Annotated in this window: 24 protein-coding genes; 15 read left to right on the forward strand and 9 right to left on the reverse strand. The window is 64.6% G+C overall.

Translation table 11 applies throughout. The annotated features are described in order from the left end of the window. Nucleotides 1-3: 3 nt before the first annotated feature. The 5 genes from IVB26_RS20080 to IVB26_RS20100 all read left to right on the forward strand — a co-directional run bounded on the left by IVB26_RS20080 (nucleotide 4) and on the right by IVB26_RS20100 (nucleotide 5,620). A complete protein-coding gene (locus tag IVB26_RS20080) occupies nucleotides 4-1,263 on the forward strand; it encodes a CaiB/BaiF CoA transferase family protein (RefSeq protein ID WP_247967082.1) in 1,260 nt (419 codons plus the stop codon). 65 nt (nucleotides 1,264-1,328) lie between these two features. After that, nucleotides 1,329-2,321, forward strand: a complete 993-nt coding sequence (locus tag IVB26_RS20085) for a Bug family tripartite tricarboxylate transporter substrate binding protein (protein WP_247967083.1) — start codon at nucleotides 1,329-1,331, stop codon at nucleotides 2,319-2,321. A gap of 259 nt (nucleotides 2,322-2,580) precedes the next feature. Then, complete coding sequence (locus IVB26_RS20090; RefSeq protein ID WP_247967084.1) at nucleotides 2,581-3,063, forward strand: tripartite tricarboxylate transporter TctB family protein; 483 nt, start codon at nucleotides 2,581-2,583, stop codon at nucleotides 3,061-3,063. An 11-nt stretch (nucleotides 3,064-3,074) separates the two neighbouring features. Then, entirely contained in the window at nucleotides 3,075-4,613 is a 1,539-nt protein-coding gene (locus tag IVB26_RS20095) for a tripartite tricarboxylate transporter permease (protein ID WP_247967085.1), read from the forward strand. Then, nucleotides 4,610-5,620, forward strand: coding sequence for a 4-hydroxythreonine-4-phosphate dehydrogenase PdxA (locus tag IVB26_RS20100; RefSeq protein WP_247967086.1), 1,011 nt, complete (start codon nucleotides 4,610-4,612; stop codon nucleotides 5,618-5,620). Before IVB26_RS20095 ends, IVB26_RS20100 begins: the two co-directional genes overlap by 4 nt. A 3-nt stretch (nucleotides 5,621-5,623) precedes the next feature. On the opposite strand, the gene IVB26_RS20105 is transcribed toward IVB26_RS20100, so the two are convergent. The 4 genes from IVB26_RS20105 to IVB26_RS20120 all read right to left on the reverse strand — a co-directional run bounded on the left by IVB26_RS20105 (nucleotide 5,624) and on the right by IVB26_RS20120 (nucleotide 9,667). Then, on the reverse strand, nucleotides 5,624-6,040 hold the full coding sequence (locus tag IVB26_RS20105; RefSeq protein WP_247967087.1) for a cupin domain-containing protein: 417 nt from the start codon (nucleotides 6,038-6,040) through the stop codon (nucleotides 5,624-5,626). Between the two features lie 40 nt (nucleotides 6,041-6,080). Continuing rightward, nucleotides 6,081-6,824, reverse strand: coding sequence for an SDR family oxidoreductase (locus IVB26_RS20110; RefSeq protein ID WP_247967088.1), 744 nt, complete (start codon nucleotides 6,822-6,824; stop codon nucleotides 6,081-6,083). Nucleotides 6,825-7,746: 922 nt separating this feature from the next. Then, entirely contained in the window at nucleotides 7,747-8,034 is a 288-nt protein-coding gene (locus IVB26_RS20115) for a hypothetical protein (RefSeq protein WP_247967089.1), read from the reverse strand. 556 nt (nucleotides 8,035-8,590) lie between these two features. Continuing rightward, on the reverse strand, nucleotides 8,591-9,667 hold the full coding sequence (locus IVB26_RS20120) for a methyl-accepting chemotaxis protein (protein ID WP_247967090.1): 1,077 nt from the start codon (nucleotides 9,665-9,667) through the stop codon (nucleotides 8,591-8,593). Nucleotides 9,668-9,949: 282 nt separating this feature from the next. Between IVB26_RS20120 and recJ the strand changes: the two genes are divergently transcribed. The 3 genes from recJ (at nucleotide 9,950) to IVB26_RS20135 (ending at nucleotide 13,527) form a co-directional block, all read left to right on the forward strand. Next, on the forward strand, nucleotides 9,950-11,791 hold the full coding sequence (recJ, locus tag IVB26_RS20125) for a single-stranded-DNA-specific exonuclease RecJ (RefSeq protein ID WP_247967091.1): 1,842 nt from the start codon (nucleotides 9,950-9,952) through the stop codon (nucleotides 11,789-11,791). 33 nt (nucleotides 11,792-11,824) lie between these two features. Beyond that, nucleotides 11,825-12,634 (forward strand): SDR family NAD(P)-dependent oxidoreductase, encoded by an 810-nt coding sequence (locus IVB26_RS20130; protein ID WP_247967092.1) that lies wholly within the window; start codon nucleotides 11,825-11,827, stop codon nucleotides 12,632-12,634. A 95-nt stretch (nucleotides 12,635-12,729) separates the two neighbouring features. Beyond that, a complete protein-coding gene (locus tag IVB26_RS20135) occupies nucleotides 12,730-13,527 on the forward strand; it encodes an aldolase (protein WP_247967093.1) in 798 nt (265 codons plus the stop codon). A 125-nt stretch (nucleotides 13,528-13,652) separates the two neighbouring features. On the opposite strand, the gene IVB26_RS20140 is transcribed toward IVB26_RS20135, so the two are convergent. Then, entirely contained in the window at nucleotides 13,653-14,882 is a 1,230-nt protein-coding gene (locus tag IVB26_RS20140) for a lytic murein transglycosylase (protein WP_247967094.1), read from the reverse strand. Between the two features lie 124 nt (nucleotides 14,883-15,006). On the opposite strand from IVB26_RS20140, the gene IVB26_RS20145 reads away from it, so the two are divergent. From IVB26_RS20145 to IVB26_RS20155, 3 genes are all read left to right on the forward strand, one after another. Further along, nucleotides 15,007-15,267, forward strand: coding sequence for a hypothetical protein (locus IVB26_RS20145; protein WP_247324711.1), 261 nt, complete (start codon nucleotides 15,007-15,009; stop codon nucleotides 15,265-15,267). Between the two features lie 63 nt (nucleotides 15,268-15,330). Next, entirely contained in the window at nucleotides 15,331-15,582 is a 252-nt protein-coding gene (locus IVB26_RS20150) for a hypothetical protein (protein ID WP_247967095.1), read from the forward strand. 79 nt (nucleotides 15,583-15,661) lie between these two features. Continuing rightward, the gene (locus IVB26_RS20155; RefSeq protein ID WP_247967096.1) at nucleotides 15,662-15,841 is read left to right on the forward strand and encodes a hypothetical protein; all 180 of its coding nucleotides are present in this window, start codon (nucleotides 15,662-15,664) and stop codon (nucleotides 15,839-15,841) included. Nucleotides 15,842-15,864: 23 nt separating this feature from the next. Here the strand turns inward: IVB26_RS20155 and IVB26_RS20160 are convergent, their stop codons facing one another. Next, nucleotides 15,865-16,395 carry a MarR family winged helix-turn-helix transcriptional regulator gene (locus IVB26_RS20160; RefSeq protein WP_247967097.1) on the reverse strand — a complete coding sequence of 177 codons (531 nt, stop codon included), beginning with the start codon at nucleotides 16,393-16,395 and terminating at the stop codon, nucleotides 15,865-15,867. A gap of 54 nt (nucleotides 16,396-16,449) precedes the next feature. Here IVB26_RS20160 and IVB26_RS20165 point away from each other — a divergent pair, with 54 nt between their 5' ends. Further along, nucleotides 16,450-16,929: a carboxymuconolactone decarboxylase family protein gene (locus tag IVB26_RS20165; RefSeq protein WP_247967098.1), complete on the forward strand. Its 480-nt coding sequence runs from the start codon at nucleotides 16,450-16,452 to the stop codon at nucleotides 16,927-16,929. A 21-nt stretch (nucleotides 16,930-16,950) separates the two neighbouring features. Then, complete coding sequence (locus IVB26_RS20170) at nucleotides 16,951-17,451, forward strand: cupin domain-containing protein (protein ID WP_247967099.1); 501 nt, start codon at nucleotides 16,951-16,953, stop codon at nucleotides 17,449-17,451. A 111-nt stretch (nucleotides 17,452-17,562) separates the two neighbouring features. On the opposite strand, the gene IVB26_RS20175 is transcribed toward IVB26_RS20170, so the two are convergent. The 3 genes from IVB26_RS20175 to efp all read right to left on the reverse strand — a co-directional run bounded on the left by IVB26_RS20175 (nucleotide 17,563) and on the right by efp (nucleotide 20,833). Next, complete coding sequence (locus tag IVB26_RS20175; RefSeq protein WP_247967100.1) at nucleotides 17,563-18,540, reverse strand: DUF808 domain-containing protein; 978 nt, start codon at nucleotides 18,538-18,540, stop codon at nucleotides 17,563-17,565. An 82-nt stretch (nucleotides 18,541-18,622) separates the two neighbouring features. After that, entirely contained in the window at nucleotides 18,623-20,245 is a 1,623-nt protein-coding gene (locus IVB26_RS20180; protein WP_247967101.1) for a M23 family peptidase, read from the reverse strand. 21 nt (nucleotides 20,246-20,266) lie between these two features. Continuing rightward, nucleotides 20,267-20,833, reverse strand: coding sequence for an elongation factor P (efp, locus tag IVB26_RS20185; RefSeq protein WP_247324694.1), 567 nt, complete (start codon nucleotides 20,831-20,833; stop codon nucleotides 20,267-20,269). A 162-nt stretch (nucleotides 20,834-20,995) separates the two neighbouring features. Between efp and epmA the strand changes: the two genes are divergently transcribed. Further along, complete coding sequence (gene epmA, locus IVB26_RS20190) at nucleotides 20,996-22,060, forward strand: EF-P lysine aminoacylase EpmA (protein ID WP_247967102.1); 1,065 nt, start codon at nucleotides 20,996-20,998, stop codon at nucleotides 22,058-22,060. Then, a complete protein-coding gene (locus tag IVB26_RS20195; RefSeq protein WP_247967103.1) occupies nucleotides 22,057-23,151 on the forward strand; it encodes a lysine-2,3-aminomutase-like protein in 1,095 nt (364 codons plus the stop codon). Before epmA ends, IVB26_RS20195 begins: the two co-directional genes overlap by 4 nt. Nucleotides 23,152-23,173 lie beyond the last annotated feature (22 nt).

The following is a 23,173-nucleotide window of genomic DNA, read 5'->3' on the forward strand; positions in this document are numbered from 1 at the left end:
CCGATGCAAAGCGATCGATCGCAATCCACCTCCCGCCGTTCCGGGCCGCTCGCCGGCCTCAAGGTCATCGATCTCACCCATGTCATGGCCGGGCCGACCTGCACCTTGATGCTCGCCGACATGGGCGCCGACGTCATCAAGATCGAGAAGTCGCCGAACGGCGACGACACCCGCCATTCGGTCCCCCCGAAGATCGGCGACGAGGCGGCGTCCTTCCTGATGATGAACCGCAACAAGCGCGGCATCGTGCTGGACCTGAAGACCGAAGGCGGCAAAGAGGTGCTGCGTCGCCTGATCGCGGGTGCCGACGTGCTGGTCGAGAATTTCGCGCCCGGCGCCATGGAGCGCCTCGGCTTCGGCTATGAGGCGCTGCACGCCGAATTCCCGGCGCTGATCTACTGCTCGCTGTCGGGGTTTGGCCGCACCGGCCCCTACAAGCATCGTCGCGGTTTTGACCTCGTCGCGCAGGCCATGAGCGGCATCATGAGCTTTACCGGCGAGCGTCCCGACGGTCCGCCCGTCAAATGCGGCCCGCCGCTGTCGGACATCACCGCCGGTCTGCTCGCGAGCATGGGCATCCTTGCCGCCTTTACGCATCGTCTCAAGACCGGCGAAGGGCAATGGGTCGAGACCTCGCTTTATGAGGCCGCCCTGGTGCAGACCTATTGGCAATCGACCATCGCGCTCGCTGCCGGCACCGCGCCACGCGCGATGGGCTCGGCGCATCCGCTCAACGCGCCGTATCAGGCCTTTGAGGCCTCGGACGGCTGGCTCGTGGTCGGCGGCGCCAACAAAAAGCACTGGCTGTTGATGCTGGAGGCGCTCGGCGCCAGCGAGCTCGCCGCCGATCCGCGCTTTGTGAACGGCGCCGACCGCATGGCCAACCTGAAGGAGCTCGAAGCGGTTTTGAGCGAACGCTTCCGCACCAAATCGCGGGCACATTGGCTCGCCGCATTGGACGAGAAGGGCGTGCCGTGCGGCCCCGTGCATGACATGCTGGAAGCCCTGAACGATCCGCAGACGCTGGCGCGTGAGATGGTCGTCGAGGTCGAGCATTCCACGCTTGGTCCCGTCAAGACGATCGGGCTTCCCGTGAAGTTTTCGGAGACCCCAGGCAAAGTGCTGTCGGGCGCACCGGTCTATGGTGAGCACACAAGAGAGGTGCTGGCCGAGCACGGGTTCGACCAGAAGCAAATCGAAGCGCTCGCAAAAGAAGGCGCAATCGTCCTGGCCTCGGGAAGACGCGAGGAACGCGTCGCCTGACCGGACGTGGATACGACAAAACCAAAGACAAATAACAAAAGACAAAAAATCAGCTGGAGGAAATCATGGGTCGGACGTCAACATTTCTGCTCTCCGCAGCCGTGACCGTGCTCACCGGCACGATGCCGGCGCTCGCCGCCTGGCAACCACAAAAGCCGATCGAGTTCGTGGCGACCGCCGGACCAGGCGGCGGCACCGACAATCTCGCCCGCGCGGTGCAGAACATCATCACCAAGCACAAGCTGACGGAGCAGCCGATCGTCGTTGTCAACAAGGGTGGCGGCAGTGGTGCGGAAGGCTACGTCTACGGCAAGGCCTCGGCCGGCGATCCCTACAAGGTGATCTTTGGGACGTCGAACGCCTGGCAGCAGCCGCTCGTCTCCAAGGTCGCCTTCAACTACACCGATCTCACCCCGATCGCCGCGATGGCGCAGGACGAGTTCCTGCTCTGGGTCAAGCAAGACGCTCCCTTCAAGTCGGCGGGCGATTATCTCAAGGCGGCCGCATCGGGCGAGTTCAAGATGGGCGGCGCCCAGTCAAAGGACACCGACGAGGTGCTGACGCGGATGATCGAGAAAGCCGGCAAGGTCAAGCTGACCTATATCCCGTTCAAGAGCGGCGCGGAGACCGCCGTGCAGCTCGCCGGCGGACATCTCGATTCCCACGTCAACAACCCCAGCGAAAGCCTCGGGCAATGGCGCGGCGGCACGCAGCGCCCGCTCTGTGTCTTCAGTCCGAAACGGTTGCCGCAAGGGCCCAAGGTCACCGCAAGCGAAGGCTGGAGCGACGTCCCGACCTGCGTCGAGCAAGGGCTCGACATCAAGCAATATGAGCAGCCGCGTACGGTGTGGCTGCCCGGCAAGGTCACGCCGGACCAGGCCGCGTTCTATGTCGACCTCATGAAGAAGGTGCAGGCGACGCCGGAATGGAAGGACTACATCGAGAAGACCTCCCAGGTCGACACGTTCCTGACCGGCGCCGAGTTCGACAAGTTCATCAAGCAGGACCTCGAGCACGTCAAGCAGGTCGCGGGCGAGCAGGGCTGGCTGGTGAAGTGAGGTTGCGATGTAGCTGCGGTGGCCCGTTGGGCTGGACCGGGCCACAAACTCCGCTGTCGTCCCGGCGAAGGCCGGGACCCATACCGCGTGATTTCTCTATTGATCACAATCGTCGTACCGGAGTGAGCTCAACGTCCAGTCTTCGTCAAATTCCTCCCTGGGGTTATGGGTCCCGGCCTTCGCCGGGACGACACCGAATGCTTGGAAGGGACACGTGCTCAATAGCTGGCCGTTGTTTGCAGCCCGACCGGAGCCCCCGATGATCTCACGCCGCGCCCTTGAACTTGCGACCGCTGTCCTCACCGGAAGCTTCGGTGTCGTCGTGGTGGTCCAGAGCCTCGACAACGGCATCGGCTGGTCCAGCGCGGGCGTGGAAGCCGGCACGTTTCCGTTCCTGACCGGCATCATCATCGTGCTCGGAAGTCTCTACAACCTGGTGCGGGGCGCGCTGCCGGTGGCGGCTCTGGCAAACGTCCCCATCGCCATCACGTCCATCGAGTTGCGCCGGCTTGCCGGCCTGTTCGTGCCGGCTGCGATCTTCGTCGCCGCTATCCCGCTGGCCGGCATGTACGTCGCTTCGACTCTCTATGTCTTCGCGGTGCTGGCGATTCCCCGGCACCAATCCGTGCCGCGCGCGCTGGCCATGGCGGCAGCGACCGCGCTCGCGCTCTATGTCGTATTCGAGCGCATGTTCCAGGTGAGCCTGCCGCACGGCGCGCTTGCTGCGGCGCTCGGGTTCTGACGGAGAGGCCGATGGAGAATCTCTCGGAGCTCTGGCACGGCTTCACCATCGCGGTCACCATGCCGCACCTCGTCCTCATGGTGGTTGGCGTGCTGCTCGGCATTCTGGTCGGCGTGCTGCCGGGGCTTGGCGCGCCGAACGGCGTCTCGCTGCTGCTGCCGCTGACCTTCGGCATGCAGCCGGTGTCTGCCATCATCCTGCTCTCCAGCATGTATTGGGGCGCACTGTTCGGCGGCTCGGTCACCTCGATCCTGTTCAACATCCCGGGCGAGCCGTCCTCGGTCGCCACCACCTTCGACGGCTATCCGATGGCGCGCGACGGCCGGCCGACCACGGCGCTCGCCACTGCCTTCGGCTCGGCCGCGTTCGGTGCGCTGATCGGCGTCATCCTGATCACCTTCCTCGCATCGTGGGTGGCGCAGGTCGCGCTCGCCTTCGGGCCGGCTGAATATTTCGCGGTCTATTTCCTGGCCTTTGCGAGCTTCGTCGGCATGGGCGGCGCGGCCCCGATCAAGACAATCGTAGCGCTGGCGATCGGCTTTGCGATCGCAGCGATCGGCATCGACACGGTGTCCGGCAGCGTCCGGCTCACGATGGGGGTCGACGAACTGGTCAAGGGCGTGAACTTCGTCGTTGCGGTGATGGGCCTGTTCGGTATCGGCGAGCTGCTGGTTGCCGTCGAAGAGGAGTTTCATGCTCGCGCGGTTTCCTCGAAGATCGACTGGTCCGAGGTGTTCCGCGCGGTCGGCCGCCTGCCGCGGCATGGCATTGCGCTGCTGCGGAGCGCTGCGATCGGATGCTGGATGGGGATCACGCCGGGTGGCCCGACCGCGGCCTCCTTCATGAGTTACGGCATCGCCCGCCGCTTCTCGCGTCGCGGTCGGTATTTCGGCACAGGGGAGGTCGAAGGCATCATCTCGCCGGAGACCGCCGATCATGCCGCTGGCACCAGCGCGCTGCTGCCGATGCTCTCGCTCGGTATTCCCGGCTCGGCGACCGCGGCCGTCATGATGGGCGGGCTGATGATCTGGGGTCTCAATCCCGGGCCCATGCTGTTCGTCGACCAGAAGGACTTCGTCTGGGGCCTGATCGCCTCGATGTATGTCGGCAATATCGTTGCCGTCGCGCTGGTGCTGCTGACCGTTCCGGTCTTCGCCGCCTTGATGCGGATACCTTTCGTGGTGATCGCGCCGCTGATCGTGATCATCTGCGTCGTCGGCGCCTATTCGGTGTCGAACTCCTATCTTGACGTCGTGATGATGCTGGGCTTCGGCATCGTCGGCTATCTCTTCAAGAAGCTGTTCTATCCACTTGCGCCGCTCGTGCTCGCGATCGTGATCGGCGACAAGGCCGAGGATGCGTTCCGGCAGTCGATGCTGATGTCCAGGGGATCACTCGGTATCTTCTTTGCAAACAAGCTGGTGACGTGCCTGATCGTCGCCGGCATTGCGCTTCTGCTGCTTCCGCTCGTGTTGCAGCTCGCGCGGATCCGGCGCAAGCCCACATCCCCCGCAACCGAAACGACCGCCCAGGAGAAGGTGATCATATGACCGCAAAGCCGCTGATTGCATTGGCAATGGGAGATCCCGCCGGCATCAGCCCGGAGCTGACGGCGAAGCTCGCGGTGCAGGACGACATCCGCGCCCAAAGTCGGCTCGTTGTCATCGGTGACCGCCGCATCTTCGACGACGGCGCGCGCGTTGCCGGCGTCAGGCCGGAGCTGACGACAGTGGAGCAGGGGGTTGATCTTCGCGGGGCGCGAGGCGATGCGCTGTTTCTCGATCTCGGCCATCTCGATCCCAAACAGGTCGAACCGAAATCTGCGACCCTTGCCGGCGGGAAGTTCGCCCTGGCCAATTACAAGCACGCACTTGAGCTGGGCCGCGACGGACGTGTCGACGCCGTCTGCTTCACCCCCTTCAACAAGCAGGCGATGCGCCTTGCCCGCGCCGAATACGACGACGAGATCGCGTTCTCCGCGGAGGTGGTCGGCCTCAAAACTCCGGCCAGCGAATTCAATGTGCTGGATCGGCTCTGGAACGCACGCGTGACGTCCCACATCCCGCTGAAGGACGTCGCCGCAAAACTGTCCAGCGAACGCATCCATCGCGCGCTCGAGCTGACCGATTCCTGCATGCGCAAGGCCGGCTTCGCGCGGCCACGCATTGCGGTTGCTGGTCTCAATCCGCATGCCGGCGACGGCGGCAATTTCGGCCGCGAGGAGATCGATATCATCGCGCCCGTGGTCGCGGCCGCGCAGCGCGAAGGCATCGCCGCGGAGGGGCCGTTTCCCGCCGATACTGTGTTTCTGCGCGCCAAGGGCGGCGCCTTCGATGCGGTGCTGACGATGTATCACGACCAGGGCCAGATCGCGATGAAGCTGATGGGCTTCGATCGCGGCGTGACCTTGCTCGGCGGCTTTCCATTCCCGATCTGCACGCCCGCGCACGGCACCGCCTACGACATCGCAGGACGGGGCGTCGCATCGATCGGCGCCAGCCGCGCCGCGCTGCTGCTGGCGGCAGAGATGGCGGCGACCGGAAAGCGCCCTGGGTGAACGCTACTTCGCGATCGGCGTCGTCAGCTCCTTGTCGGTCGTGTCCACCACGAAGACGGCCAGCAGCTTCGCCGGCTCGGTGTCACTGGCATTGGCGCTGACGGCATGGCGATCACCCGGCCGTTCGGAGAAGTTCTCTCCCTTGTGAAAGACCTTGGCGGGGCCATCATTGACCTGGCTGCGGATCGCGCCTTCCAGGACCGTCGCATAGATGAAGGCGGAGGGGGCGTGGATGTGGGCGGGTGAGGAGCCTCCGGGCCCATACTCGACCAGCACGCCCTTCATGCTCTTGCCGGGAACGTTGGGCAGTGCCTGGTCGAACACGACAGTGACTTTCGCCAATGACGCCGCCGGTTCGGCTGCATGGGCCGTCAGCAATGAGGCGGCATAAACCGCTGTGGCGATCAGCAATCTGCGCATGGGAGCTCCTTTACTGCGTTGGTTTTCGTGATTGCAGGTCTCAGAGGCTCGCGAGCCATGTTGCGAGCGGCGTCGTCCCGAGCCGCGCCTCGCCGAGCGGGTTCAGCGATGTGTCGTCAATGGGACCGCCGTAATACGGCGCCTTCGGGTCTCCGACCACCGGACGGGTGTCGCCGGATGCCTTCAGGCGGCGTGCGATGAATTCGTTGAACGGAGCCTTCTCGGGACCGGCGATGTCGATCGTGCCGTCGAGCGGCTTGCCCGTTGCGACCTCCGCGAGGCGGGCAGCGACGTCGGCGGCAGCGATCGGTTGAAACAATGCCGAGGGAACGACGATCTTGCCGTCGATCGCACCCATTTCGGCAATAGCGCCGAGGAATTCGAAGAACTGGGTAGCGCGCACGATCGAGTAGGGGACCGAGGAGGACTTGATGATCGTCTCCTGGGCGAGCTTGGCACGAAAATAGGCGTTGTCGGGCGATCGGTCGGTCCCGACAATTGACAGGGCCACGTGATGCTTCACGGCGGCAGCAGCCTCTGTTGCCACCAGATTCCTGCTCGAACGCTCGAAGAATTCGAGCACGGCGGCGGGCTCCCAGGACGGCGCGTTGGCGACATCGACGACAACATCCGCGCCCGCCAATGCCGCAGCGAGGCCTTCCCCGGTTATGGCATTCACGCCTGATTTCGGTGAGGCTGCCACAGCCTCGTGGCCTTGCTGTTTGAGCCTCGCCACGAGCTTGGACCCGATCAACCCTGTTCCGCCGATCACGACGATCTTCATGGCATGTCTCCTGGGCATTGTGCGAGCGTGGGATGGTCAGGACCATTCCCGCTCGCGCTCCTGGTCGATTAACGTGATGCGACGCGCATCCTAACCGAGCAATGGGGCGGACTCTTGCCTGTAACGAGCCTGACTTGCCAAAAAATGCTCCGGAGATTTCGAGGCGACATTCATGAGAGGGACCGTTCGGGGACGTTGCCTACGGTCGCGCGAGACGGGTACCGCGTGATGACGACGCTCGCGCAGGGCACTTCGGGAACGCCGGTCCGCCTGGGTGTCCGTCCTCGCGCCCGGTCAGCGCGTAATTTTGTCCACACTAACCGAGCGCCAGCATTGCCCGTCGTGGCACAACTGGATCGGATTAGACATCAAGACTTATCGTGCGCGTACTTCTCCAACAGCAGCCGATTATATTCATCTCTCACGGCTCTCCGCGAGACATGCCCTCTTCGGTCTTTGGCAATCTTCAGAAGATCAGGATCAGTCGGTGCCCGCGATTTCCGCCTAAATCTCGCAAAAAGTCGGGTAGCAGGCGCCGACGTCCTTCCGAACAGTCGGTCAAACCATCCCATTGTGTCCTTCCGGACAGAGGCGAATGACAAACACTATCACCATGTATTTGCGGGTCAAACGGACAGTGCAACTGGAACTCTTTGAAAGGCTCGCGACCGTATAGTTCGCAACGGGTCAAAAGCGGCGGTCATCGCAATCATCGTACGATGTCCGGTCAGTCGCAGGCAGCCGACATTGCGGCGGTTGCTGCGTTGTTCAGCTCGGGGCCAAGACCGACCCTGCTCCCGTCGAGCCTGCCGCGCGAAAGGTAATCGCAAGCCGTCAGTGGATGAGGCCACGGCTCGGTCTGCCGCGCAAAGGCTAGAGGCCGCTTGGTGCGGATTGTCCGCCCGATTGGCGACGATGCACGCTACCTGCTGAATGTGTGCGTCTCGAATGCGGTTTCCTGCGGCGGCCCGGCCAATCCCCCCTCGATGCCTTGCGTCAAGCGCGGCATGAGGATCTGTTCGCGGAACCGTTCCCAGCTTTCCTTCGTGTCGTGCACCGCGATCACGGTCCAACCACCGGGCGAGGGCCCGGCCGTGTGGAAGATCTGGCCCGCCGGAAGGGCGCCCGAACTCGGATGCACGGCGGCAATCGACTTCTCGTACTGATCTTTCGTGCCGCCGGGGAAGTGATGAATGATCGCGTAGGCCATGGTTGCTCTCCAACAGATCAAGCAAGCCCCTGCTGTATCGTAGTTCACGACTGTTGGTGCGTCACGCGGAACGTTCAACCACCGCTGGCTCGCCGCCCCTTGAATCAACGGTCGCAACGATCGTGAGTCGACCGCGATCCTGCTAGCTCTGCCTGCGCCCCGGTCCCGAAGGGGGCCGCCCTGCTGTGCTACCTAGTTGGGTAGCAAAATTGCACTTGGCGCTCCGATTGAAGGACAGCGAGGCACATCCACCAAACGCCAAGGATATTGGATTTGATCCTGCCTCTGTAAGATCTGTATTGCTGACCGGGTTGCGTTCGGTGGGTGTCGTAACGATCCACCACGAGGCAACCGTGGCGAGCGAAGAGCCGCCGTGGTCCTAAACGCAAAGACGCGGGACAGAAGCCCCGCGCCCGACGAGTCAAAGCGATTTGGTGGGCGCAAAAAACATCAAGCAAAACAACACTCAGGCTACTGTGCATGGGGTTGTTTTTCAGTTTTTTGATTGGGCAGGCTACCCCCGTCCGATTTTTTTGCGGGTCGGCCGCTTCTGGCCTCACGCCCCGCAGATGATCACGCCGTACCAGCCCAGGCCCCGATAGGTCTCGTAACCCGGCGTCGCATGGAAGGCGACCAGCGAACCGTTGCGGTCGTGATAGAAGCCTGAGCGCTGGCCGTTCAGCGAGATCGAGATGCGCTCGCTGAGGATGCCCTGGCCGTCGGACGCCGCGAGGACGCGCAAATTCGAATCGACCAGCAGCACGCGGGCCCGGTCGCTGTCGCCGATGCGCACGCCCTGGACGATGGCGCGGGCCTGCGGCTCCCAGTCGAAATGGATGGCGAGCACGCCGATCGGGGCGCCGCTCGCCTGGCCGCCGGCACGGACGCTGGCGCAATAGGTCGCGACCTGCGCGTTGCCGAGCAGCGGCTGGTTCTCGACATCGCCGGCGACATAATCGTCACCGGAGCGCAGGCTGCGCGCCTCGCGAAACCATTTGGTGTGGGCAACGTTCTGGCCGACGGCGCGGAAGCGGTCGGCGCGGCCGTTGGCGATGACGTTGCCGTCGAGGTCGCAAAGCCAGAGGTCGAGATAGACCGTGTAGGCCCCGAGGATCACGCCCAGGCGCTGCGAGGCATGCGAGACGGCCGCTGCGTTGGGGGAGGCCGCGCAATCGACCACGGCGGAATCGGTCGCCCACCAGCGCACGTCGCAGGTGCGTTCGTAGAGGTTGCGGTCGATCAGCTCGATCGCGTTCAGCGACAGATCCATCATGCGCTCGCCGCGCGAGCGCTGGCTCATGCGCTCGATCGAGGCGACAAGATCGCCGGTGCGCTTCGTCAACTGTGTCTCGAGCTCGCGTGCGATGGTTTCGACCTGCTGGCCGACGCCGCGCACCTCCTGGGCGACCACTGCAAAGCCCGCGCCTTGCGCGCCGGCGCGCGAGCTCTCGATCAGTGCGTTCAGCGCCAGCATCTTCATCTGGTTGGTGATCTGCTGGATCGACTTGGTCTTGTCGACTGCGATCTGGTTGACCTCCGCGGTCAGGCGGTTGATCAGCGCGGAGATGTCGGAATCATCGTCAGCGGGTTCGGTGGCGATCGGCTTGGCTTTCAGACCCAGCGCAGCAGACATCGGGGATTTCCCTTGGCAATGAGGTCTGATCTGCAACGAACCCGGAACATCAAATTACAGATCGAATACAAGTCTTTTTCGAAGATTCCGCCTAACGCCTGCTTAATTTGCTGTTCCGCCGGGTGCCCAAATGATAGTCACTCCGCTCTGTTGGGCAGCCATCCACCGCTTTGTGGGCCGCTGCCGTTGCAAAGTTCGGCGGATTCCCGGCCAATCCGCCAGTGACCGGACGCTCTGCGTGTTCGTCCGGGGTTCCGAGTTCCCAAAGATCGCTCTCGAATCATGACGCCGCCTGTCACCGCCTTGCCCGTCGAAGCGCCCCAGGCGTTCCTGGGCGTCGCGCGCTCGCTCACCGACAAGCTCTGGCGCGACCGGCTCGACGCGCGCGGGGCGGCCAAGGCGCTTGCCATCGTGCAGCGCCACCAGCTCCCGGAGTTGCTGGCGCGGGTGCTGGCGGGGCGCGGGGTCGATATCGACGCTGTCGAGGACTTCCTCGATCCGACCATCCGCAAGCTTCTGCCGGACCCGTTCACGGTGACGGAGATGGAGGCCGCCGCCAAGCGGATCGCGGATGCCGCCGTGAAGGGAGAGAAGGTCGCGATCTTTGGCGACTACGACGTCGACGGCGCCACCTCGGCGGCGCTGCTGGCCTGGCATCTGCGCCATTGCGGGCTCGATCCGCTGATCCACATTCCCGATCGCATCTTTGAGGGTTATGGCCCGAACGTCGAAGCGGTTCGCGGGCTCGCGGCCAAGGGCGCCACGCTGCTCGTCACGGTCGATTGCGGCACCACCAGCATGGAGCCGCTGGCTGAAGCGAGGCGGCTCGGCATGTCCGTGGTCGTGATCGATCATCACCAGGCCGGCACGGAGCTGCCGGAGGTCGACGCGCTGGTCAATCCGAACCGGCTCGACGATCTCTCCGGCCTTGGCCATCTCGCCGCCGTCGGCCTCGTGCTGGTGACACTGGTCGCGGTCAACCGCGAGCTGCGCCAGCGCGGTTTCTGGAACGCGGAGATGCCCGAGCCGGATCTACTCGGTATGCTGCATCACGTCGCGCTCGGCACGGTTGCGGATGTGGCGCCGCTGATCGGCCTCAACCGCGCCTTTGTCGCCAAGGGGCTGATCGCGATGCGGCGCCGCGATCATGTCGGTCATACCGCGCTGATGGATGTGGCGCGGCTCAACGGCCCGCCCGAGGCGTGGCATCTCGGCTTCATGCTGGGTCCTCGCATCAATGCCGGCGGCCGCATCGGCCGCGCCGATCTCGGCGTGCGGCTGCTGCTGGAAGGCGACGGCGTCGAGGCCGCACGGATTGCCGCCGAACTCGACCGCCTCAACAGCGAGCGACGCGTCATCGAGCAGGCCGCGGAAGCGCAAGCCGAAGCCGAGGCGCTCGCCTCGATCGGGCTGGAAGACAAGCTCGGCGTCATCGTGACGGCGTCCGAAGGCTGGCACCCCGGCGTCGTCGGCCTCGTTGCCTCCCGCCTGAAGGAGAAGTTCTCGCGGCCGGCTTTCGCCATAGCTCTGGAGCCCGGCGGCATCGGCACCGGCTCGGGCCGTTCGATTGCCGGGGTCGATCTCGGCAAGGCGGTGCGGCAGGCGGTGGCCGACGGCATTTTGCTCAAGGGCGGCGGCCACGCGATGGCCGCGGGTGTGACGCTACGGAAAGAGAAGCTCGCCGAATTCCGCGCCTATCTCGAAAACGCACTGGCGCAGGACGTCGCCGAGGCGCGCCACGTCAACGAGCTCTATATCGATGGCGCGGTCTCCGCGCGCGCGGTGACGACCGATCTTGCGGCAACGCTCAACCGTGCCGGTCCGTTCGGCAGCGGCAATCCGGAAGCCGTGCTGGCGCTGCCGGCGCATCAGCTCGTCTTTGCCGACGAGGTTGGCCAGGCGCATCTGCGTCTGCGTTTCAAGTCAGGCGACGGCGCCATCGTCAACGGCATCGCGTTCCGCTCGGTCGGCCAGAAGCTCGGGAACGCGCTGCTCGCCAATCGCGGCCAGCAACTGCATGTCGCCGGCTCGCTCTCGGTCGATCGCTACCAAGGCACCGAACGCGTGCAATTCCGCGTCATCGACGTCGCGCTACCGGACCAGGGGCCATCCGTGATTAGATAGCCACTGCTTCAAACAACAAAAAAGGGAGTGAACATGGCAGGGCAGGTTGAGGGCAAGGTCGCGCTGGTGACGGGCGGGGCCTCGGGTATCGGTGAAGCCATCGTCGAGCTGTTCGCGCGCGAGGGCGCCACCGTCGTCATCACCGACATCGACGAGCTGCGCGGCCCTGAGCTCGCCAAGCGCATCACGAAGGCCGGCGGCAAGGCGATCTTCCTGGAGCAGGACGTCACCAGCGAGGAGCGCTGGATCGAGATCGTCACCGAAGTGGCCAGGCGCTACGACCGGCTCGACATCATGGTCTCCAACGCCGGAATCGGCATTGCCGTGCCTTCGATCGTCGACATGACACTCTCTGATTGGCGCAAGCAGAACGCGATCAACCTGGACGGCGTCTTTCTCTCGGTCAAGCATTGCCTGCCCTTGATGCGCAAGCATGGCGGGGGCTCGATCGTCATGATGTCGTCGCTGGCGGGCCTGCGCGGTTCGCCCGGGCTGTCGGCCTATTCGGCGACCAAGGGCGGCGTGCGGCTGTTCGCCAAGTCGATCGCGATGGAATGTGCGGCGGCGAGCGACGGCATCCGCGTCAACTCGGTTCATCCCGGCATCATCGATACGCCGATCTGGGGCAAGATCCCGACCGGCGCGACTGGCGCCGGCCAGAACGCGCCGATCGATCCGGAGGAGCGGGCGAAGATCGTCACGCCGCTCGGCCGCGCCGGCCAGGCCGCGGAGATCGCCTCCGGCGTGCTGTATCTGGCCTCCGATGCCTCGCGCTACGTCACCGGCAGCGAGCTCGTCATCGACGGTGGCATGAACTCGGGCGGCGTGCCGCGGCGGGCGTGAGCCGCGCAGGGCAGGGCGGCACGCGCAGGGGCTGACGCGCAGGCGCAGCCCCTGTACAACGCGGGCAGCTCTCGACCGACAGAGGTGTCCTTCGCATGGCGCACAGCCTTCACGCTTCCTCACCCGCATCAGCGCCGTTCCGCTCGAACCGGCCGGACCTGGCGACCGATGCGATCCGCACGGCGCGCGAGGATTTGGCGGCCTGTTTCCGCATGGCGGCGCGCAATGGCTTCGAGGAAGGCATCTGCAACCACTTCTCGGCCGTCGTGCCGGGCCATGACGACCTGTTCCTCGTCAACCCCTACGGCTACGCCTTTCGCGAGCTGACCGCGTCCAAGCTGTTGATCTGCGACTTCCACGGCAACGTGCTCGACGGCGAGGGCGTGCCCGAGGCGACCGCGTTCTACATCCACGCCGAGATGCACAAGCGCCTGCCGCGCGCGAAAGTCGCCTTCCACACCCACATGCCCTATGCCACGGCGCTGTCGATGACCGAAGGCGATCCCTTGATCTGGGCCGGCCAGACCGCGCTGAAGTTCTATGGCCGCACCGCGGTCGATCGCGACTACAACGGCCTTGCGCTCGACAACCAGGAAGGCGCGCGCATCGCGGCCGCCGTCGGGAATGCCGACATCGTCTTCATGAAGCATCACGGCGTGATGGTGCTGGCACCGACCATCGCGGAGGCCTGGGACGATCTCTATTACCTCGAACGCGCCGCCGAGGTGCAGGTGCTGGCGATGTCGACGGGACGAAAGGTGCTGCCTGTCGATCCCGCGATTGCGGCTGAGACCTACAGGCAGATGCGCGAGGGCGATTCCGAATCCGCGCGGTTGCATCTCGCAGCGATCCGGCGGCAGCTCGATGCGGAGGAGCCGCAGTACCGGCATTGACGTGTCATTCCGGGGCGCGCGGAGCGCGAGCCCGGAATCCATGGTGCAGCAACCGACGCGGTGAAATGGATTCCGGGTTCGCGCCAAGTGGCGCGCCCCGGAATGACGGCGGAGAGGACGTCGCGCTACGACCCCTGCCGCAGCTTGGCCAGCACCTTGAGCCCGCCATAGCCGTCCGCCGGCGTGATGCCGGCGCGCTGCTGGAAATCCTTGATCGCCTTCATGGTGTCGTTGCCGACGCGGCCATCGGTGCCGCCGGTGTCGAAGCCGGCCTTGGTCAGCCGCGTCTGCATCTCCTGCACCTCGGCGAGCGTCAGTGCGCGCTCCGAGCCGGGGAAGGGTTGAATGAAAGGCGGCGCCCCGAGGCAGCGGTCGCCGAGATGGCAGATCGCCAGCGCATAGTTCATCGAGGGATTGTAGCTCTTCACCGAGTAGAAGTTCGGTCCCAACAAGAAGGTCGGTCCGCCCGCGACCGGCGTCCACATCTGCGCGGATGCATTCGGTTGCGGGAACGGTTGGCCGTCGGCGCGGGTGACGCCGGCCGCCTGCCATGCCGCATAGGTTCGGCTGCCGCTCATATTGCCGGCCGCGCGCACCTCATAGCCCCAATGCTCGCCGCGATGCCATTTGCCGCGATTGACGAGATATTTTGCGGTCGAGCCCAGCGCGTCGTCGGGCTTGCCGAACGGCGAGACCTTGCCGTCGCCGTCATAGTCGATGCCGACATTGAGCCAGACTTCCGGCATCCATTGCGAGTGCCCCATGGCCCCGGCCCAGGAGCCCTGCATCTGCTCCGGCGTGCTCCAGCCCTTGTCGACGATGCGCAGCGCGTTGATCAGCTCGGTCTCCCAATAGGCCTTGCGGCGCGGCTCATTCCAGGCGAGCGCGGCGAGCGAGGGAAACACCGGCGTCATGTGGTTCTGCTGCACCAGGGGATCGCCATAGGCGGACTCGACGCCCCACAGCGCCAGCAGCGTGCCGCGCTCGACGCCGAAATCGCGCTCGATGCGCGCGAGCAGCGCCTCGTTGTTCTTCAGGGCGATCTTGCCGTTGATGATGCGCCAGTCGGACACGCGGCGGTTGATGTATTGCCAGACCTGTTCGTGGAATTCCGGCTGGCTGCGCATCTGCTTGAACACGCTCATGTCCGGCTCGACACGCGCCATCGCGCGCTGCCAGGTCGCCGCAGAAATGCCCTTCGCCATCGCGCGCGCGCGAAAACCCTCGCGCCATTCGTCAAAGCCTGGAGGTGCGGCGAGGACGCGTGTCGGAAGTGCGAGCACAGCCGCCGCACCGAGTGTGGATTGAAGCAGGGCGCGGCGGGTCGGATGGAGCGAGGAATCAGCGTGTTTCATAGACACATTCTAGCCCGAAACATGGCCTGTGTGAGCCGGTTCCTGGAACGCTCGGAACAGGCCTTTCCCCGGAACAAAAGGTCGCAGTCTTGCATTCCCTCCGCACGATACTGAGGAGGACAAGATGAGGAAATATCTGTTTGCCGCCGCCATGGTCACGGCCATCGCAGCGCCTGCGTTCGCGGACGAGGTCGGCGTTCACGTCGGCCCGGTCGGGGCGGGCGTGACGGTTGGTCAGTCCCATGAATATCGCGAGCGAGACCGCGATCGCGACCGTACCACCGTCATTAAGGAGCGCGAGCCCGCCGACCGCACCACGGTGATCAAGAAGGAAGATGAATTCGGCAATCGCGAAAAGACCGTGATTCATCACGACAACGACTGATGCAGCACGGCCCCGGCCGGAGCGCCGGGGCCCATTCTGCTGCTCATCGAGATTCGGGGTGGAATGAAGATATACGCACATGCGGAAAGCCATGTCGTCGAGCTGGACGACGGATCGCAATGGCAGATATTTCCAGGCGATCTTGCGACCACATTGAGCTGGAAGCCCGAAACCGATCTGCACCTGGAGCCGAGCGGCGACCGGGTGAGTTCGCATGTGCTGGTGAATGACACGGACCTCAGCCGCGTGCGGGTGATCGCGGCGGGCGAGAGCTGGCCCGACGGCGAGGTTAAGAAAGTTTTGAAGGGCGGCTAGGTCGCCGTTCGGCCGATATCCCGATTTTAAAGCGTGTCACTTTACGGTCGGTTCGCTTTCGTCTGCGCAGAATGCGCGCATGCGGGAGCTGTTCGACATCATCCATACCAACCCCTGGCCGTTCATCGCCGGACTGCTCGTCGTGATCCTGATGATCCTCGCCGAGAACTTTGGACGCGGCATTCAGGGCGGCGACGGTGGCGACCTCCCCGATTTCGGCATTTGCGACGGCGGCGGGGACGGAGGAGGCGGCGACTAGGCTTTGCCTGCGTCGAAGCCCGCTTAGTCCTCCTGCAGATCAGCTGCGATGCCAGCTAGCCACCGCCGGATGGCCGTTTCGTTCTTGCTGTCCAAGCCTTTCGCCAGCCGCTTCTCCAGCGCGACCACACGCTCCCTGCAGGCCTTCAGCAGCGTCGCACCGCGCGGCGTCAGCGTCCATTGCTGGATGCGGCCGTGGACGGGATGCGGCCTCATCAGAATCGCGCCGTCACGTTCGAGATTGCGGATGATGACGCCGACGGTCTGGGGCGTCAGGAAGGTGAGGCGGGCGACGTCGGCGCCGGACAGGCCCGGATAGGCATTGAGCATGGTCAGCACCGCAAATTGCGGCGACGTCACGCCGAGATCGGCGAGCGTTCGTTCCATCGTCAGGCGGACCGCCGCATGGGCCTGGCGCAGGAGATAGCCGAGATAGCCTTGCTCGCCGCGCTTGCCTTCTCCCGGCGCGGGAACCCGCACGGCGAGTTCGTCGGCAGGTGCGGGCGCCTTGTACGCGCTATTGGGTCTTGTGGCGGCTGTGGACTTGCGTGACATATAAGAGCTCTTATAAGATGTAAGCATTCATACAATAAGACGAGGTGAATCGCAATGTCACACGCCCGCAGCGAATACGAGGATTTCAAGAAGATCGCGCCCGACGTCTATGATTTGGTTCTGGCGCTCGGTCAGCTTGCAACCAAGGCCGGCCTCGACAAGCAGCTCATCGAGCTCGTCAAGCTGCGCGCCTCGCAGATCAACGGCTGCGCCTTCTGCGTGCAGCATCACGTCCTGCTGTCGGAACGGATCGGCGTTCCCGCCGACAAGCTCCATCTGGTCGCGGTCTGGCGCGAGGCGCCGGTCTTTTCCGCGCGCGAGCGCGCGGCGCTGGCCTGGGCGGAGGCGCTGACCTTGCTGCCCGACGGCGTCAGCGACGAGGACTACGCCGAAGCTGACCGCGAGTTTTCAGAGACCGAGTTGATGTACTTGACCTCAGCGGTCGCCTCGATCAACGTCTGGAACCGTTTTGGTGCTGCGTTTCGCTGGACGCCGGCGGCGCGGCCGGTGGCCGCGAACGCTGCCGCATCCTGATCGGCACAAGAGGGGGTCACGATGACAGCAATAAGTTATTCTGCCGTGCAGCGTCCGGTGTCACGTTCGACGGCATTCGCGGTCGTCGCAGGGCTCGCCTGCGCGCTTGCGATCGGCAAGGTGCTGCCGGTGACGATCGACAGTGTGTCAGGTGCACTGGCGCCGCTGTGCGCCACGGCGGCCGAGAGTTCGCCGCTCGACAAGGTCGAGCCGATCGGCTCCTACGCATTGCCAAACGTGCCGGGCAAGCGCGTCACCATCGTGCGTGTGTTCTACGGCCCGGGCGGATTTTCGCGTCCGCATCGTCACTCAGGATCCGTCACCGCCTACATCACCAAGGGCGAGATCCGGTCGCAGCTCGGCGGCGGTCCGGTCGAGACGTTTGGCGTCGGCCAGTCCTTCTTCGAGCCGCCGGGCTCGACGCATCTGGTCTCCGCCAATGCCAGCGCGACCGAGCCGGCAGAGTTGATCGCGGTGTTCGTGGCGGATGAGGGCGCGCAGCTCACGACCCTGCTTGAATAATCGGTAGCCCGGATGGAGCGAAGCGAAATCCGGGAGCGCTGCCTCCGTGCGAGAATACCCGGATTGCGCTTCGCTCCATCCGGGCTACACGGCCGGTTGCCTTCAGGCCAGCTACGATCGCCTCAACCGTTTCCATGCCGGAGAGAGACCGTATTGCACGAGCGGAATCGCAAGTGCACCGATAAGCAGCCCAAGCACGCCTGAGATGGCCGCCTCGACCGACCATTCGATGATGCCGGCAATGGATGGAAGGGCATGTGCAGCGGCCTCGGTTGCGGCATGGACCGTGCGGCCGACCACGGGTGGGCCGTATTTTTCGATGCCATGCAGGATGATGCCGCCGCCGACCCAGATCATGGCGGCGGTTCCGATGGTGCTCAGCACCGCCAGGAAGACGGGCATACCGCGGACGAGCGCGCGTCCGAGCAAGCGGATCGCGCCGCCAATGATCGAGGCGTTGTCATAGCGCGCGAGGGCCATGCCAACATCGTCCGCTTTCACGATCAGGGCCACCACGCCGTAGACTCCGACAGTGATAAAGATGCCAACCAGCGCCAGCACCAGTGCCTGAGTCCAGATGCTGCCCGCCGGGAGAGCCGCCAGCGTGATCGCCATGATCTCCGCCGACAGGATGAAATCGGTCTTGATGGCGCTCGCGACCTTCTCGTCTTCGACCGACCGGGCATTCAACGCGATCGGATGGAGCTGAGCTTCGTGGTGGTGCGCATGATGCGGCATCACGGCTTCGAGCACCTTCTCGGCACCCTCGTAGCAAAGAAAGGCTCCGCCCAGCATGAGCAGCGGCGTGACCGCGGCGGGAAGGAAATATCCAAGCAGCAGGGCAATGGGGAGCAGGATCAGCAATTTATTGCGCAGCGATCCGATCGCAATCTTACCGACGATCGGCAGTTCGCGTTTCGAGGCAAAACCGATGACGTAGTTCGGCGTGACGGCCGCATCATCGATGACCACGCCAGCCGCCTTTGTGCCTGCTTTGGCAGCCTGGCTCGCCACATCGTCGAGCGAGGCTGCCGCCACCTTTGCAATCGCCGCGATATCGTCGAGAAGACCGATCAGTCCGAGGCTCATCAACCGTGTCCCTTGCTTGTTCGAGCCTGCAGTGTGCGCGACATCAGCTCTTGCATCGACCAACCTTGGAGCGGGCAGGCCGTCAATTGTCCTCGCCGCTCGATCCCTCGCGCAGGTCCGGCTTGATAACGTCTTCCGGCAGCGCGTGTGCCACGGGCTGCGCCGTGACAGCGATCTCCGGGCCGACCTCGCGCCCGCGAGCGCGGATCAGGCGTTCATAGGCGGAGACCAGGGTGACGTAGGGGCTGACCCAGATCCAGCCGTCGCGTGTGAACACCTGCACGTCGAAATGCAGGTGCATTGATGTCCCGGCCGGATGGTCGAGATAGTTCGAGATCACACCGATCTTCTCGCCCTCGGTGACAATGCGGCCATTGACCACGCCGTCGGCGTTCAGCGCCTGCGGATTCATGTGCATGTAGCGGAAGCGGATGTGCTCGGTGCGGCTGTTGACTTGAAGCGTCGCGGCCTGGTCCTTGGCTCCGCGGATCACGATCGCGTCACGCACGGCGACGACGCCGCGTTGCTTGGGATCGCAGGGCTCGCGGCCTTCGCCGGGCGCGGGGCAGTCAGCGGCGCGGATGTCCTCGCCCTGATGTCCAAAGCCTCCGCCGCATTGCCAGACCTCGAAACTGCGCGACTCGCAGAAATTGTCGCGCCAGGGATATGCGGTTGGACCTTCGCTCTTGTCGCGCTTGCCGTAGGACTGCGAGCGCACGAACGCAGGCGCCTTCTCGAGCGGGAATCGGATCTGCGCATACGCCATCACGTCAGGATGGCCGCCCTGCTTGCGGTAGCCGGTGTTCGGGATGATGTCGCCGCTCGGCCGATAGCTGAAGTCCGGTGAACGCTCCGCCGGACGATCGAGGATGTTGGAGGCAATGTCCGTCAATGGCCGCATGCGCTGGCCGCCGGCGACACGCAGGGCCTTCAGGAAGCGCTCGGCGACGGGATAGGCTTCCTTGCAGGCGAGCCGCCGCGGCTTTGCGACGCTGTCGAGGCACTGGATCGACACGACATAGGCGGCGCCGAAACGGCTGAATGCGTAGCGTACATAGCCTTCCCGGATGAATCTGCGCAGATCCGGATAGGTCGTCGCGAGCGGCTTGACTGGCTCGCCCTTGCCGCCGGCGGGATCGGCGATGTCATAGACCAGCGCCGATCCCGTGATCTGGACTTCGACCGGCCTCGTGAACACGCGGCCCGGCATGCCGTCACCAGCGCCGGGCTCGAACGAGAAGGTCGCGCTATAGCCGGCGGGGCCGGCATCGAACATGTCGACGGGATTGAAATCCGCCTGGTAGCGCGACAGCGCGAGCGTCGCCGGCGCGCCGTTGCGCTGTGCCTCGAGGTAAGCGACGGCGTCGAACGGCAGCAGCACCGGCACGGGACTGCGGGTGATGCCGGTGAAGAATCGCGACGAGACCGCGTTGAGCTGCACCAGTGCGGGCGTCGCGCGCGGATCGTAGCGTGGCACCGAACGGCGAGGTGCGAAGATGAAATCGTCGGCGACCCGGGGGCGGCTGTTGATCTCGGCGCGGAGCTGGTCGAGCGCTGCGCGCCAGTCGACGCGCAGGGCCGTGAGCGAGGGGCTGCGGAATTCGTCCGCGGCGAGCGGTGCGGCAATGAGGAACGAAAGCGACGCCAGAAGCAGCGAGACGAAGCGGAAACCCTTCCCAACCACTGTCTCGCCCCCCGGCGGCACCTGCTGCTCTGATCCCTTCGGTTAGTCCTTGGCGCGCTCGGAGTAGGAGCCGTCTTCGGTCATCACGACGATGCGGGTACCGACGGCGATGTGCGGCGGCACGGTGGTGCGGATGCCGTTCGAGAGCACCGCCGGCTTGTAGGACGAGGAGGCGGTCTGACCCTTGGTCACGGGCTCAGTCTCGACCACTTCCAGCGTCACGCGCTGCGGCAGCGCCAGCGACACCACGTTGACGTCATGCGTCGACAGCTTGACGGTCATGTCCGGTTGAAGATAGGAGGCCGCGTCGCCGACGACGTCCTTGGAGACCTGGACCTGGTCGTAGGTCTCGGGGTTCATGAAGTGGAAGCCGTCGCCATCTTCATACAGGAAGGTGTAGTTGCGCTCTTCGATGGTGGCCTTTTCGACCTGGTCGGTGGTCTTGTACCGTTCGGAGATCTTTACCCCGTCCGAGATTCGGCGCATTTCGATCTGGCTGACCGGGGTGCCCTTGCCGGGATGGATGTTCTCGGCACTCACGACGACGTAAAGCTTGCCGTCTTGCTCGATCACGTTGCCCTTGCGAATAGAACTGGCGATGACTCTCAAAGCTATATTTCCTGCTTGCTTGGCCCGGCTTGGGCCAGGACGTGGTCAAATCGATGGGGGAGTTGGGGCCTCAAATCGGACCTCGGCGCCCGTTTCGGGCCGCAACATACTGATTTTGCCGTTGGATGCCAGCATTTTGCTCAGGGCGGGAGCGGCCGGTTGATGGTTGGGGACAAGCCCATCTCTCCGTTCTGGTTGCCCGGGCGGCACCTCGACCGTCGGCCGTTCCTCCAGGCCAGGGGAGCCATTACCGGGGCTCTACGGGGCTTTTTCGCCGAGCAGGGGTTCGTGGAGGTCGAAACCTCCGTCCTTCAGGTCTCCCCGGGCAATGAGACCCATCTGCATGCCCCCAGGACCGAGATCATGCGGCCGGACGGCAACCGTGCCAGCCGTTACCTCCGGACCTCCCCGGAATTCGCCTGCAAGAAGCTGCTGGCTGCGGGCGAGACGCGGATTTTCGAGCTCGCCCGGGTGTTCCGAGACCGCGAGCGCGGCGACCTGCATCTGCCCGAATTCACCATGCTGGAATGGTATCGGGCAGGCGCCCCCTATGACGCCATCATAGCCGATTGCGTTGTCGTGATCGCCCGTGCGGCAAAAGCGACCGGGATCGGGACCTTCTCCTTCCGTGGCCGGACCGCCGATCCCTTCGCTGAGCCGGAACTGCTGACGGTCGCGGGCGCCTTCGAGCGGTTCGCCGGCATCGACCTGCTGTCGACAATCTCGGGCAACGAGGGTAACCGTGCCGCGCTCGCCCAAGCGGCGGCCAGCAAGATCCGTGTGGCCGAGGACGACACCTGGTCGGACATCTTCAGCAAGGTTCTGGTCGAGCATGTCGAGCCGCATCTGGGGCAGGGGCGTTTGACCATTTTGTTCGAATACCCATCTCCAGAGGCGGCACTGGCACGGGTGAAGGCTGACGATCCCAGGGTTGCCGAGCGCTTCGAGGTCTACGCGTGCGGCGTCGAGCTCGCCAACGGCTTTGGGGAACTGACCGATGCCGAGGAGCAGCGCAACCGCTTCACGGCATCGATGGCGGAGAAGCAGCGTCGCTACGGCGAAGCCTATCCGCTGGATGAGGACTTTCTGGCCGCGGTGGCCGCAATGCCGGAGGCGAGCGGTGTTGCACTCGGCTTCGACCGGCTGGTGATGCTGGCGAGCGGCGCATTGCGAATTGATCAGGTGGTGTGGACGCCGCCTGCAAATGAAACGTCAAGTGAGACATGACGAAGACGAACCTTGCACGCACGCTGCGCGAGCCGGCCGAGCTCGTCGCCGAAGGTTTGGCGCCCGCAGCAGCGCTGTCGACGCTCGAACGCGTTGCCGCGCGCTATGCGGTGGCCATCACGCCGGCGCTGGTCGAGCTGATCGATACGTCCGATCCGGATGATCCCATCGCGCGGCAATTCGTTCCGAGTGCAAACGAATTGGAGATGCAGCCGGGCGAAAATGCCGATCCGATCGGCGATCACCCGCATTCGCCGGTTCCCGGGATCGTGCACCGCTATCCCGACCGCGTCCTGTTCAAGCTCGTTCAAGTCTGCGCGGTCTATTGCCGATTCTGCTTCCGCCGCGAGATGGTAGGGCCCGGCAAGGATAACGCGCTGTCGGATAGCGCCTATCGTGCGGCGATTGATTACATCCGTTCGCATCGCGAAATCTGGGAAGTGATCCTGACCGGCGGCGATCCGCTGATGCTGTCGCCGCGCCGGATGAGCGAGATCATGGCCGATCTGGCGGCCATCGATCACGTCAAGATCATCCGCCTTCACACCCGCGTGCCCGTAGCCGATCCCGCGCGCATCAGCGACGAGATGGTTGCGGCGCTCAAGGTCGAGGGGGCGAGCACCTGGGTGGCCGTGCATGCCAACCACGCGCGCGAGCTGACGGGGCCGGCGCGCGCCGCCTGCGCGCGGCTTGTCGATTCCGGAATTCCGCTGGTGAGCCAGTCCGTGCTTTTGCGCGGGGTCAATGACAACATCGCCGCTCTGTCGGATTTGATGCGAGCTTTCGTCGAATGCCGGATCAAGCCCTACTATCTGCATCACGGCGATCTCGCGCCGGGCACAGCGCACCTGCGGACGACGCTGGCGGAGGGGCAGGACTTGATGCGGCAGTTGCGCGGGCGGGTGTCAGGACTGTGTCAGCCGGACTATGTCATCGACATTCCCGGCGGCGCCGGCAAGTCGCCGGTGGGGCCGAGCTACGTACTGGCGCCGCAAAATACCGCACCCGATGCGGGTGAAGTGGGAGCCGAAACGCGCTATCGTATCGTGGACTATTGCGGCGACGTTCATCTCTATCCGCCCGAGACCTGAGCGGTGATTGGGGGGCGCGCGC

It is taken from the genome of Bradyrhizobium sp. 195 (genome assembly GCF_023101665.1).
Classification (GTDB): domain Bacteria; phylum Pseudomonadota; class Alphaproteobacteria; order Rhizobiales; family Xanthobacteraceae; genus Bradyrhizobium.